The sequence below is a fragment of the Virgibacillus sp. LDC1 genome, assembly GCF_025792345.1.
In the GTDB taxonomy this organism is placed as follows: Bacteria; Bacillota; Bacilli; order Paenibacillales; family Paenibacillaceae; genus Paenibacillus_AQ; species Paenibacillus_AQ lautus.
In genome coordinates this window covers 1-13245 of sequence record NZ_JAOXLZ010000006.1, presented here as the reverse complement: position 1 = coordinate 13245, position 13245 = coordinate 1, and the positions used below count along the sequence as shown (strand labels likewise).

Annotated in this window: 10 protein-coding genes and 1 rRNA gene; 9 read left to right on the top strand and 2 right to left on the bottom strand. The window is 47.8% G+C overall.

What is annotated here, in order from left to right; all coding sequences use genetic code 11:
- Positions 1 to 17: 17 nt before the first annotated feature.
- Positions 18 to 731 (bottom strand): DUF6199 family natural product biosynthesis protein, encoded by a 714-nt coding sequence (locus OHJ21_RS27990; RefSeq protein ID WP_486021719.1) that lies wholly within the window; start codon positions 729 to 731, stop codon positions 18 to 20.
- Positions 732 to 1446: 715 nt separating this feature from the next.
- Between OHJ21_RS27990 and dnaA the strand changes: the two genes are divergently transcribed.
- The 6 genes from dnaA (at position 1447) to gyrB (ending at position 7763) form a co-directional block, all read left to right on the top strand.
- Positions 1447 to 2793, top strand: coding sequence for a chromosomal replication initiator protein DnaA (dnaA, locus tag OHJ21_RS27985; protein ID WP_076326303.1), 1347 nt, complete (start codon positions 1447 to 1449; stop codon positions 2791 to 2793).
- 202 nt (positions 2794 to 2995) lie between these two features.
- Positions 2996 to 4138 (top strand): DNA polymerase III subunit beta, encoded by a 1143-nt coding sequence (gene dnaN, locus OHJ21_RS27980; RefSeq protein ID WP_100541342.1) that lies wholly within the window; start codon positions 2996 to 2998, stop codon positions 4136 to 4138.
- Positions 4139 to 4176: 38 nt separating this feature from the next.
- Positions 4177 to 4392 (top strand): S4 domain-containing protein YaaA, encoded by a 216-nt coding sequence (gene yaaA, locus OHJ21_RS27975; RefSeq protein WP_076326305.1) that lies wholly within the window; start codon positions 4177 to 4179, stop codon positions 4390 to 4392.
- Positions 4393 to 4448: 56 nt separating this feature from the next.
- Positions 4449 to 5561: a DNA replication/repair protein RecF gene (gene recF, locus OHJ21_RS27970; protein ID WP_076326306.1), complete on the top strand. Its 1113-nt coding sequence runs from the start codon at positions 4449 to 4451 to the stop codon at positions 5559 to 5561.
- A gap of 13 nt (positions 5562 to 5574) precedes the next feature.
- Positions 5575 to 5826, top strand: a complete 252-nt coding sequence (gene remB, locus OHJ21_RS27965) for an extracellular matrix regulator RemB (RefSeq protein ID WP_071219299.1) — start codon at positions 5575 to 5577, stop codon at positions 5824 to 5826.
- A gap of 26 nt (positions 5827 to 5852) precedes the next feature.
- Entirely contained in the window at positions 5853 to 7763 is a 1911-nt protein-coding gene (gene gyrB, locus OHJ21_RS27960; protein ID WP_100541344.1) for a DNA topoisomerase (ATP-hydrolyzing) subunit B, read from the top strand.
- A gap of 122 nt (positions 7764 to 7885) precedes the next feature.
- Here the strand turns inward: gyrB and OHJ21_RS27955 are convergent, their stop codons facing one another.
- Complete coding sequence (locus tag OHJ21_RS27955) at positions 7886 to 8698, bottom strand: YheC/YheD family protein (protein ID WP_486021716.1); 813 nt, start codon at positions 8696 to 8698, stop codon at positions 7886 to 7888.
- Positions 8699 to 9109: 411 nt separating this feature from the next.
- On the opposite strand from OHJ21_RS27955, the gene gyrA reads away from it, so the two are divergent.
- The 3 genes from gyrA to OHJ21_RS27940 form a co-directional block, all read left to right on the top strand.
- Positions 9110 to 11605 carry a DNA gyrase subunit A gene (gene gyrA / locus OHJ21_RS27950; RefSeq protein WP_486021714.1) on the top strand — a complete coding sequence of 832 codons (2496 nt, stop codon included), beginning with the start codon at positions 9110 to 9112 and terminating at the stop codon, positions 11603 to 11605.
- Between the two features lie 172 nt (positions 11606 to 11777).
- A complete protein-coding gene (locus OHJ21_RS27945) occupies positions 11778 to 12890 on the top strand; it encodes an HD-GYP domain-containing protein (RefSeq protein ID WP_486021712.1) in 1113 nt (370 codons plus the stop codon).
- 294 nt (positions 12891 to 13184) lie between these two features.
- A 16S ribosomal RNA gene (locus OHJ21_RS27940) occupies positions 13185 to 13245 on the top strand; the annotation flags it as partial.

The following is a 13245-nucleotide window of genomic DNA, read 5'->3' as shown; positions in this document are numbered from 1 at the left end:
AAAACGGGCTCTTTTTGTCATAATGCCTGCGCAAAAAATATCCACAACGCGAATCCCATACCGAAAATCCCCCCTGCCTTACACATAAAGAAGTAGAAATCGCTGGGCTCCGGATGATCAATCATCAGATTCGAGGGCGACATATGAAACATAAAGCGTTGAAAGGCTTCATAACGGAATCCGCACCAGGCATAGATCAGCATCACGAGCGCCAATATGAAGAATCCTACGCTGCCATTAGGGTCATGAAACTGCTCGTCGGCAGCCTTTGCAAGCTCTGTCGGAAAATAGTGAGGCTCTTCCGGATCCAATCGATGAAGCTGGCCCGATCCATCGCTGATTCTGATGCCGGGCATCACCATCTCCCCCTTCTCGTTGTAAGCAAGAAAGCTCCGGTCTCCAAAAGATTTCACGAGGTAGGTCTTACCGTCAGGATAACTCACTTCATATGACGCAGAATGGCCGGATTCCTTTCCATATTTCCGGATTTCATATACCTCGCCCGCAATCTCAACCCGTTTATTTTCTGCATAAGTATGAACATAAATCGGCTCGCCGCGGCCAAATGATGTCCTATATTCGCTGCTCCCGCTTCCCGAATCGGCATATTTGGCGTACTTTAGTCCCTCCATATGAAACACTTTCTTCGAATAATAGTCTTGGGCCCACACGGTAATAAGAACCAATGTAGCGGTCAGAGCGAGTAGTCCCCCTATTCTTTTCCAATTCAAGACCTTCCCTTTCGTCTGCATCCGTGGTTCCCCCGTCCCGATTTTTCTAATCATACGGTCCCAGCGCAAAAAGGTTGCAAAGCGAACGTGTTGTCTGTCTATTTCCAACTTGAGTCCCTCAGATTAACCGCCGTTATACGACACCCATCGTGCGAGATAAGGATGCTAAGCCTCGGATGTTCATACTCTCTTATCTCTTCAAAAAAAGCCCTCAAATGGAATCGATAGATTCCATTTGAAGACTATCCACAGTCATTTTTCACCTTTGGTCGATTTATTGGCTGCTAGAACATTCAACCATAAGTTATGAACAGATGGTGAGGGAAGAAAATTCTGCTTGCGAATCGGACAACCTGTGAATAATTTTTTGCGTTTTGAGGCCAATGATGTCGAAGGCTAAACAAATTATAAACAATATATAGTGGTGTGAATAAAAATTATGCACAACGTATTGAATTTGTGGATAAATTAGCGACATACATTGAAAATAAGGCCTTCTTTTGCTATGATGATATTACTTTTGGTTGTGAATATGTGAATGAAGATATAATATTATCAACAGGCTGTGGATAAAGTTGTGAACAATTTCAATTTATCCATATTTTTTTGTTTCCACAGGAGTTAGTTCTGGGGATAATTAGACATCATTCATTTTCTTTCGACAATTCCACACATGGCTCTAGCCACATTTGGAAGATTTAAAGGAGTGACAGTTTTGGAAAGCCATACTTCCGAATTATGGCAAGAAATATTATCGATCATACAAACCAAGCTGAGTAAACCGAGTTTTGACACTTGGTTTAAAGCGACCAAGGCATTGACCATTAACGATCACTCCGTCGTCATTTCTGCACCGACAACGTTTGCTGTAGAATGGCTGGAGAGCCGATACACCAAGCTGGTTAGTGCAACCGTATTGGAGGTGGTGGGCAAACAGGTGGATGTCCGCTTCGTTATTGAAGAGGCTAAAGGACATGAACCTGTTCCGCAGCAGCCCTCGCCGCCGCTTGAAATATCCGGGGAAGAAATTCAGTCCCATATGCTGAATCCGAAGTATACGTTTGATACCTTTGTCATCGGTTCGGGCAACCGGTTCGCGCATGCTGCCTCGCTCGCTGTTGCCGAAGCTCCGGCTAAGGCGTATAACCCATTATTCCTATATGGTGGAGTTGGACTTGGAAAGACGCACTTAATGCATGCCATCGGCCATTATATTTTGGAGCACAATCCCAGCAGTAGAGTCGTGTATATTTCCTCCGAGAAATTCACCAACGAGTTCATCAACTCCATTCGGGACAACCGCGCTGAAAGCTTCCGCAACAAGTACCGTAGCGTCGATATTCTGCTCATTGACGATATTCAGTTCTTGGCAGGCAAAGAATCGACGCAGGAGGAATTTTTCCATACGTTTAACGCCCTGCACGAAGAGCGGAAGCAGATTATCATATCCAGTGACCGTCCGCCCAAGGAGATACCGACGCTGGAAGAACGGCTCCGTTCCCGGTTCGAATGGGGATTGATCACCGATATTCAACCGCCGGATCTGGAGACGCGGATCGCTATCCTTCGCAAAAAAGCGAAGGCCGAGAATCTGGATATTCCGAACGAAGCCATGATGTATATCGCCAATCAGATCGATACGAACATTCGTGAGCTCGAAGGTGCCCTTATCCGTGTCGTTGCCTATTCCTCCCTGACCAATCAGGACGTAACAACGCATCTGGCAGCCGAAGCCCTGAAGGATATTATTCCGTCCAGTCGGCCGAGAATGATTACGATTCAGGACATCCAGCAAAAGGTCGGCGAGTATTACAACCTGAGGCTGGAAGACTTTAAAGCCCGCAAGCGGACCAAAGCCGTCGCGTTTCCGCGGCAAATTGCCATGTACCTATCCCGCGAATTAACCGACTATTCCCTTCCCAAGATTGGAGAAGCATTCGGAGGCCGGGATCATACCACTGTCATCCATGCCCATGAGAAGATTACCCAATCTCTGAAAAATGACCAAGAGCTGTTCAAAGTGGTCAATAATATTACGGAGAAAATCAAAAATCCAACCTGAACAAGTTCAAAGCCTATGCACAATCTATACACATGTGGATAGGCTTAATTTTATGCCTTTTCTGGGGCTTATCCACATATTCAGTGCCCCTATTACTATTACTAATAATAATTAATAAATAATTTAACCATAAAGAGGGGGATCCTCTTGGCCTTCGCCAAGTGAAAAAACCCCTCTCATTTTTCCGTAAGGAGTGAAATTGATGAAAATCAGCATATTAAAAAATGTATTAAACGAATCCATTCAACACGTATCCAAGGCGATTTCCAGCCGAACCACGATTCCGATCCTCAGCGGCATTAAACTGGATGTCACGTATTCGGGTGTCACACTAACGGCTAGCGATACTGATATTTCCATTCAATCGTTTATTCCTGCGGAAGATGAGAAGCATACCATCGTCCAAGTAGAGCAGCCTGGTAGCGTTGTGCTGCCAGCCAAATTTTTTGTTGAAATCATCAAGAAACTCCCTTCCCAAGAAATCCAGATGGAGGTAAAGGAGAACTTCCATACCTTTATTTCTTCGGGAGCTACGGAAATTCAGATGGTCGGCTTGGACCCGGAAGAATTCCCGGTATTGCCTAACATTGAAGACAGCCAAACGGTTTCTTTGCCTGGAGATCTGCTGAAAAATATGATCAAGCAAACGGTATTCTCCATTTCCACCCATGAAACAACGCCTATTCTGACCGGGGTATTATGGAGTCTGAACGACAATGAGCTGAAATTTACCGCTACAGACCGTCACCGATTGGCAACTCGCTCCGCACAGCTGGACAATGCGCAGGACATTTCGTTCAACAATGTCGTCATTGCGGGTAAAACGCTGAATGAGCTGAGCAAAATCATTCCGGATCAAAATACGCTGGTGGATATCGTTGTGGCCGATAATCAGGTATTATTTAAAATTGACCGTGTTCTGTTCTATTCCCGTATACTGGACGGCATTTATCCCGATACTTCTAGAATTATTCCAACATCGCATAAAACAGAACTCGTTTTGGACACAAAAAAATTAAGCGAGTCGATCGACCGCGCCTACCTGCTCTCCAAAGAGGAGAAAACGAACATTGTTCTCCTGCAAACGATGGAACATGGCGGCATCGAGATTTCATCCAGCTCCTCCGAGCTTGGTAAAGTGCGTGAAGAATTGGATCTGATCGATTTCAAAGGGGATCCGCTGCGCATCTCGTTCAACTCGAAATATATGCTGGACGTGCTAAAGGTGGTTGAAAGCGAACAGCTGATGATCGCTTTCATGGGGGTTATGAGCCCGATCATTCTTAAACCTCTCGACGATAGCAAGAGCCAATATATTATCCTGCCGTACCGTACGGCCAATTAAAGTTATCCCCATGTTGATAGGGATGAAAGGACGAAGTCATGAAACAAATATTTATCCACAGTGAATATATCAAGCTGGATCAGTTCTTGAAGCTTTCAGATTGCGTATCCACAGGTGGGATGGCGAAGGCCCTGCTGCAGGAAGGAGCAGTTCTGGTCAACGACGAAAAGGAAGAGCGGCGCGGACGCAAACTGGTTCCTGGCGACATCGTTAAGGTGGAGGACTGCGGAACGTTTCAGGTGGCAGCACAATAGACAGCCTCCCGCAGCCGCTTTGGCGCTAAGCGCGGAAGACGAGGGAGAGGATAAGCTTGTTTGTCAAAAATGTCAGCCTGCAGCACTATCGAAACTACGAGAAGCTGCAGCTTGAGGCGTTTGGTGACGTTAATTTGATTATCGGACGCAACGCTCAGGGAAAGACGAATTTGATGGAGGCGCTCTTCGTGCTTGCTTTAACGAAGAGCCACCGTACCTCCAAGGATCGCGAATTGATTGGATTTGAGCAATCCAGTGCCCATATCTCGGCCGAGATTGATCGCAAGTACGGGGCTTTGAAGCTGGAGCTGAGCTTGTCCCAGCAGGGGAAGAAAGCAAAAATCAACGGACTTGAGCAGCGGAAGCTTAGCGATTTCATCGGCTCGCTCAATGTCGTGATGTTTGCACCCGAGGATCTGGAGATTGTCAAAGGCACGCCGGGGGTTCGCCGCCGGTTTCTTGACATGGAGATCGGGCAGGTGGCACCAAGCTACCTGTTTCATCTGCAGCAATACCAGAAGGTGCTTGTGCAGCGCAACAATCTGCTGAAGCAATTATGGGGGAAGGGCAGCGCCGAACAAGCGATGCTGGACATTTGGAACAGCCAATTGGCAGAACATGGTGTTAAAATCGTCAAGAAGAGGAAACAATTTATAAAAAAGCTGCAAAAGTGGGCTGAAAGCATCCATCAGGGAATCACAAACGGTCTGGAAGAGCTCTCTTTACACTACCTTCCGTCCTTTGCTGACGCGGAGGAAGAAGATGAAGCTGTCTTATTTGAGACATTTATGATAAAATTATCACAAATGAAAGAGCAAGAAATACGGCGTGGTATGACATTGGCAGGTCCTCATCGAGATGATCTGGCTTTTTATATTAATGGCAAAGAAGTCCAAACGTATGGATCTCAAGGTCAGCAGCGGACGACGGCGCTATCTTTGAAACTGGCTGAAATCGAGCTGATACAGGAAGAGATCGGTGAATATCCGGTGCTGCTTCTGGATGATGTGCTTTCTGAATTGGATCCGTACCGGCAGACACAATTGATCGAGACATTCCAGAGCAAAGTGCAGACATTCATCACGGCGACGGGCATTGAGAGTTTGAATACCGACAAATTGAAGGGTGCCAGCATTTTTCATGTCCATGACGGACAGGTGGGCTCTTAAGGAGTGATTCCATATGTATATTCATTTGGGCGGAGAGAAGATCATCCGTTCGTCGGAGCTGGTTGGGATTTTTGATATCTCGATAGAGAAATCTTCAAAAATCTCCAAGCAGTTCGTCACGCATGCCCAGCAGCATAAAGTCGTGGAGATGATTGGCGAAGAAGATCCGAAATCCATTGTGGTGACGAAATCGATCGTCTATTACTCTCCGATCTCCTCTGCAACGCTTAAGAAGAGAGCAAATCATTTTGTAGCTCAGGCATAACAGAATCTGTAGAAGTAGGTGAAGGCATGTCTATGAATCAACCGACATATGATGAGAATCAGATTCAGGTACTGGAAGGATTGGAAGCCGTTCGTAAACGTCCGGGGATGTATATCGGGTCTACCAGTGCCAAGGGTTTGCATCATTTGGTATGGGAAGTTGTGGACAATAGTATTGACGAAGCGATGGCGGGAATATGCGACCATATCGAAATCATTGTCCATGAGGATAACAGTGTTACCGTTGTCGATAACGGGCGCGGAATTCCGGTCGGCGAGAACGCCAAACTGAAGAAGTCGACGCTGGAAGTCGTTATGACCGTCCTTCATGCCGGCGGTAAATTTGGCGGCGGCGGATATAAAGTATCCGGCGGTCTGCATGGTGTTGGTGTCTCGGTTGTGAATGCACTGTCTTCGAAAGTCGTGGTTCAGGTCAAACGTGACGGGCATATCTATCAACAGGAGTATCATCGCGGCGTACCTCAATATGATATCAAGGTCATCGGGGATTCCGACGATACCGGTACAACCGTAACCTTCCTGCCGGATCCGGAGATTTTCACGGAAACAACGGAATATGATTACAACACGCTGCTGACACGGATTCGTGAGCTGGCGTTCCTCAACAAGGGCATTGCGCTTACGCTGACGGACGAACGTACGGGTGCCTCCGACTATTTCAAATACGAGGGCGGAATCATCGAATACGTCAAGTTCCTGAATGAGAAGAAGGAAGCGCTGCACGAAGACCCGATCTATGTTGAGGGTTCACGGGATAATATTCAGGTCGAAGTATCGCTTCAGTATAACGACAGCTATACCGAGAATATTTATTCGTTTGCAAATAATATCAACACGCATGAAGGCGGAACGCATGAATCCGGTTTTAAGAGTGCGCTCACTCGAATCATCAATGACTATGCCCGCAAAACGGGACTGATCAAAGATAACACCAACAACCTGTCGGGTGACGATGTCCGTGAAGGATTGACGGCAATCATCTCGGTCAAAGTGCCGGAGCCGCAGTTTGAAGGGCAAACCAAAACCAAACTCGGCAACAGTGAAGTGCGCGGTATTGTGGAATCCTTGTTCGCTGAGAAGCTGCAGGAGTTCCTCCAGGAGAATCCGTCGGTTTCCCGTCGGATCTTGGAGAAGGCGCTCCAGGCATCACGTGCTCGTGAAGCGGCGCGTAAAGCCCGTGAGATGACACGCCGGAAGAGTGCGCTTGAAGTCAGCGCATTGCCGGGTAAACTGGCAGACTGCTCTTCCAAGGATGCCTCCATCAGTGAGCTGTACATCGTCGAAGGTGACTCTGCCGGCGGATCTGCCAAGCAGGGCCGCGATCGACATTTCCAGGCCATTTTGCCGCTTCGGGGTAAAATTCTCAACGTGGAAAAGGCGCGGCTAGACCGCATCCTCTCCAATGCGGAGATCCGGGCGATCATTACGGCGCTGGGCACGGGGATTGCGGAAGATTTCGATCTGTCCAAGGCCCGTTACCACAAAATCATTATTATGACCGATGCCGACGTCGACGGTGCGCATATTCGTACCTTGCTGCTGACGTTCTTCTACCGTTACATGCGTAAGCTGGTAGAAGCGGGATATATCTATATCGCTCAACCGCCTCTCTTCAAGATCGAGCGCAATAAGGTGATCCGTTATGCCGGCAGTGAGAAAGAACGCGACGAGATCATAAAGGAATTCGGTGAGAACGTCAAAATTAACGTACAGCGCTACAAAGGTCTCGGCGAGATGAACGCCGGACAGCTGTGGGAAACGACAATGGATCCGGAGAGCCGCACCATGCTTCAGGTGACAATCGAAGATGCGATCCTGGCCGATACGTTGTTTGATACCCTGATGGGCGATAACGTGGAGCCGCGACGGGATTTCATTCAAGAGCATGCGAAGTCGGTCCGTAATCTGGACGTGTAAAATTGCAAGCCAAAAAGGGCATCCCAAGGTCTGTTGAAGGCCTCAGGGTTGCCCTTTTTTAGTATGGCACCATGGAGGGCCGAGGTCGTTCACATAAACGGGTCTCAATGGTTCCGAACTGGCTAACCCGTTTTTTTGGCTTTTTTCTTGCTGGATAAATCACGCCCGTAAGCATTGGCGTATTTTTTCACCTGCTTGTAGATGCTGGAATCCTTGAAGAATTTCTTGAACGGAAACAGGGCAGGTTTGGTGTTAACCTCCAGGATCCAGATGTTCCAGCGTTCGTCAATAGCTACATCCAGTCCGATTTCTTTCAGGTTCGGATAGGATTTTTGCAGCTGCCCAGCGGCGTTCACTCCAAGCATGTTCAGTTCTTTTCGGATGTTTTCCGCTTCTTGTGCCGTCATATGCTCCAGCATGAGCGGTTTATAGTGATGAACCACACCGCCGCTGTGATGGTTGGTAATGATTTTATTTTTGGCTGCCACCCGTCCGATTATTCCTGTACTTACCCATTGACCGGAAGGACTCTTCTGTGTCAGCACACGAAGATCGAAAGGGCGGTCCTTATGGCGAAGCAGGTGGATGCCTTGCTGAATGAGATACTCCTTCCCCTGAAATAATGCGCTCAGTGTTTTATCGAGACTCTCCAGGGAGGTAAATATTTCGGTTTTCTGTTCATAACGAAGCTTGTAGGAAGTAGTCGGGGTTTCGTCGGCATCAGCGTTTTGGGAATGGAGCTGCTCGACTGACACGACGCCGATGCCATAGGTCCCCCGGTCAGGCTTGATATACACAAGCGTATGTGTGCCCAGCATGTCGCCAAGCGCCTCCAAAGAATATTGGCGGGTAGCGGGAACATAAGAGGCGAGACCTTTATTTTTCAAGAGTATTTTCGTTTTCGCCCACTTGCTTGCAACGCGTTGAATAGTCAACCATCTTCATCCTTTCCAGCTGTATGATGGGAGTGACAGGATTTGGCCTGTCTCGTAATACAAACTCGTGTCGATCCGGTTGATTTGAAAGAATCGGGTCATCTCCAGCAAGAGAGCTTATACCCGGAAAACATAGGACAAGTATGACAAACAGTGGTATAATATAAAGATGTGATGATACGAAAAGTCCTGTGCAATGCATTGTATGTGAAAAGGGGCACGGAGGACAGGGCGTATATCCCGGTTTCCGGGCAAAAATCATTCTTTCACTTGATCCATCCCGTGTTTAATTGTGCACGGTTTGTGAAAGTAATATAATAAAGGTTAGTGCGTTTTTAGGTTTCTGATCACTATTCTGCTTTTTTCACATAGATCAAGGCATGGTTGATAGGAAAATGAAGGAGGTCCAGCATGGCGGAAGAAAATTTCTCCCAAATCAAAGATCGTGACATTGGTACCGAGATGCGCGAGTCCTTTATGGACTACGCAATGAGCATCATTGTCAGCCGGGCTTTGCCGGATGTACGGGACGGAATGAAGCCAGTACACCGTCGTATTTTATATGCGATGTCTGAACTTGGAATGGCCCCGGATAAACCGCATAAGAAATCGGCAAGAATTGTTGGCGAGGTTATCGGTAAGTACCATCCTCATGGTGATTCCGCAGTTTATGAATCCATGGTTCGGATGGCGCAGGACTTCTCCATGCGTTATATGCTTGTTGATGGACACGGAAACTTCGGTTCCATTGACGGCGATATGGCAGCGGCTATGCGTTATACCGAGGCTCGTTTATCGAAGATTGCGATGGAAATGCTGCGTGATATTAATAAAGAGACTGTAGACTTTGCTCCTAACTATGACGGTGAGGAACAGGAACCGGTCGTTCTTCCTGCGCGTTATCCTAACTTGCTGGTCAACGGCGTATCCGGGATTGCAGTAGGTATGGCTACTAATATTCCGCCTCATAATCTCGGAGAAGTTATAGATGGGGTTCAGGCAATGATTCGAAACCCGGATATCACACCGATGGAGCTGATGGACTATATTCAAGGACCGGATTTCCCGACAGCGGGATATATTCTGGGACGTGAAGGGATTCGTCAAGCCTACCGCACGGGGCGAGGGTCCGTTACGATGCGGGCAAAGGCCACCATTGAAGAGAATAACAACAAGGCGCGCATTGTCGTTCACGAGATTCCGTACCAGGTGAACAAGGCTCGTCTGGTTGAGAAGATCGCGGAACTGGTTCGCGATAAGCGGATTGATGGCATTACGGATCTTCGCGATGAGTCGGACCGTAACGGTATGCGGATTGTTATTGAGCTGCGCCGGGACGTCAATCCGAATGTCGTTCTGAATAACCTGTACAAACATACGGCCATGCAGTCTAATTTCGGTATTAACATGCTGGCCATTGTAAACAATGAGCCGAAAATTTTGAACCTGCGTGACGTGCTGTTCCACTATTTGGAGCATCAGGTCGTCGTTATCCGTCGCCGGACCGAGTTTGAACTGAAGAAGGCGGAAGCTCGTGCCCATATTCTCGAAGGTTTGCGGATTGCGCTGGATCATCTCGATGAGGTTATTGCCCTCATTCGCGCGTCACAAACCACAGAGGCTGCTCGCGAAGGCTTGATGGAGCGTTTCGGTCTTAGTCATGAGCAGGCGCAGGCCATTCTGGATATGCGTTTGCAGCGCCTGACCGGACTCGAACGCGAGAAGATTGAGAACGAGTACCAAGAATTGCTTGCCAGAATCGCGGAACTGCGCGAGATCTTGGCTAATGAGCATCTTGTGCTTCAGATTATCAATGATGAGCTCCAAGAGATTAAGGAGCGCTTCTCTGATGAACGCCGTACCGAAATTACGGTCGGGGAAGACAGCATCATGGACGAGGATCTGATTCCACGGGAAGAAGTGATCATCACCATTACGCATACCGGTTACATCAAGCGTCTGCCTGCGAACACCTATCGCAGCCAGAAGCGAGGCGGCCGCGGCGTTGTGGGGATGGATACGAAGAGCGAGGACTTTGTCGAGCATCTCTTCGTCACGAATTCTCACCACTACCTGATGTTCTTCACGGACAAAGGGAAGGCGTACCGGTTGAAAGCTTATGAGATTCCAGAGCTTAGCCGTACCGCCCGCGGAACGCCGATCATCAACCTGATTCAGATTGAACAGGGCGAGTCGATCAATGCCGTGATCCCGGTGGAGAGCTTTGACAGCGATAATTTCCTATTCTTTGCAACGCGCCAGGGTGTCGTTAAGAAAACCCCGCTTGAGGATTATGTCAATATCCGCAAGGGCGGTCTGATTGCGATTAACCTGCGCGAGGATGATTCCCTGATCGAGGTTAAGCTGACAGATGGTCAGCAGGAGATCATTATGGGAACGGCACAGGGAATGTCCATCCGCTTCAAGGAGAGCGATGTTCGCTCGATGGGAAGAAGCGCGACGGGGGTTAAAGGGATTACGCTGGATGACCATGATGAAGTCATTGGCATGGATGTAGTGGACCAGGAACTTGATATCCTCATTGTAACGACCAAAGGTTACGGCAAGCGGACGCCTGCAAGCGACTATCGCAGCCAGACCCGTGGCGGTAAAGGGATCAAGACCATCAATATTACGGAGAAAAATGGACCGGTTGTGGCGCTTAAGGTCGTGAAATCGGAAGAGGATCTCATGATCATTACGGCTAGCGGCACCATCATCCGTACGAGCATGGAGGGCATCTCTACCATGGGCCGTTATGCTCAGGGCGTGAAGCTAATCAACATCCGTGAGGATGATTCCGTAGGTACCGTGTGCCGTGCGGATAAGAGCGATGAGCCTGAAGCGGGCGAAGAGGAAGAAGAAGGTCAAGACGGCACGGAGCCGCTTGAGCCGACGGAAGACTAAACGATAATAGCGGGCATGGATGCAGATTTGCATTCATGCTCTTTTTTTGCTTACCGGATTACAAATTCAGGGAATTGGTATTGTACAGGCCGCGAAAGACGAACTATAATATGTATAATATAAGGTGAAGTTTGCTGCGATGACGCAGCTTAATAGATGGAGAGGGTTGATCATGACGATCAAAGCCGTGAATGAAGTGGTGGCTGGAGTAAAGCTGGCCAAAGATGTGCATACGCCTCTGGGAGGCCTTTTGCTTCAAAAAGGGAAGGTTTTACTTCCCCGGGATCTAGAGGTACTGAAAGCTTTCATGGTGGACCATGTTACTGTAGAATCCGTTGAAGCAGACAGCACTAGAATACCGACCATAAAATCTGCCGGACAGAAGCCGTCGCTGATCTTTACGGGGAATCAACAGGGGAGTGGGAACGAAGAGGCACCTGTCCGAAAAGACTTGGCCTTGCATGAGGAATACGACAAGACCATGACCCTGATCAAAAACTGTTACCAATCCGCCATAACGGGCGAGCTGCGAATGTATGAAGTTCGTAATCAAATGGACAACTTATTAAAACACCAACATGAGTATCATATCCTTAAATTTATTCCACGCATGACCAATCGCCATGATTATCGGTATCACAGTGCAGTGCTATGTGCCCTTTCCTCCTATAAGCTGGCACAATGGGTGGGGCTCCCGCAGAAAGATTGGATGCAGGTTGCCTTTGCAGGACTGCTGCATGATATCGGAAATGCCAAGATTGATCCGATTGTGTTGAACAAACCTTCCAAACTTACCGAAGAAGAGAACGAAGAAGTACGTCAGCACACGACCTACGGTTATCAGATTCTCAAGAATGTTGCGGCGGTGAATGAAGGAGTTCGGCTCGCAGCTCTCCAGCATCATGAGAAAGTGGATGGCACGGGGTATCCACTGCGGCTGGAGGGGAACAAGATTCATATCTACGCCAAGATCGTTGCTGTTACAGATATCTTTCATGCGATGACATTGGATAAGTTCTATCGGAATGCCCAATCTCCTTATGTTGTGCTGGAACAAATCCAACTGGAGGCCTTTGGCAAGCTGGATCCAAAGATCGTTCAGACTTTCATCCAAAAGGTAACAGCCTTGCATTCAGGTACTCGAGTGCGGTTGAGTAATGGCACTTCGGGAGAAATCGTATTTACGGACGCCCAGCATCCAACGAGACCGATGGTATCGATTCAGGGAGAGATCATTAATTTGATGCAACAGCGCCAACTCTATATAGAAGAAGTCATTTATTGATTTTAAAAAAGGGTTGACCTACATAGGAATGCTGTGATATATTATTTCTTGCCGCTTCTGAGCGGATATATATCGCAGCTTTCAATGAAATAAAAGTTTTTCAAAAAAAGCTTGCTAAGTAATTGAGAGTGTGATATATTATAAGAGTTGCTGGTGCGAACGAGATTCGCCGGTAACGAAGAAGTTGATCTTTGAAAACTGAACAACGAGTGAGTAAAACGAACCACTTTGGTGGGACGTTGAAATAGAGAATTGAACAAATTCTCGTCAGTTAAGAAATGAGCAAGTCAAACTTTATTGGAGAGTTTGATCCTGGCTCAGGACGAACGCTGGCGGCGTGCCTAATACATGCAAG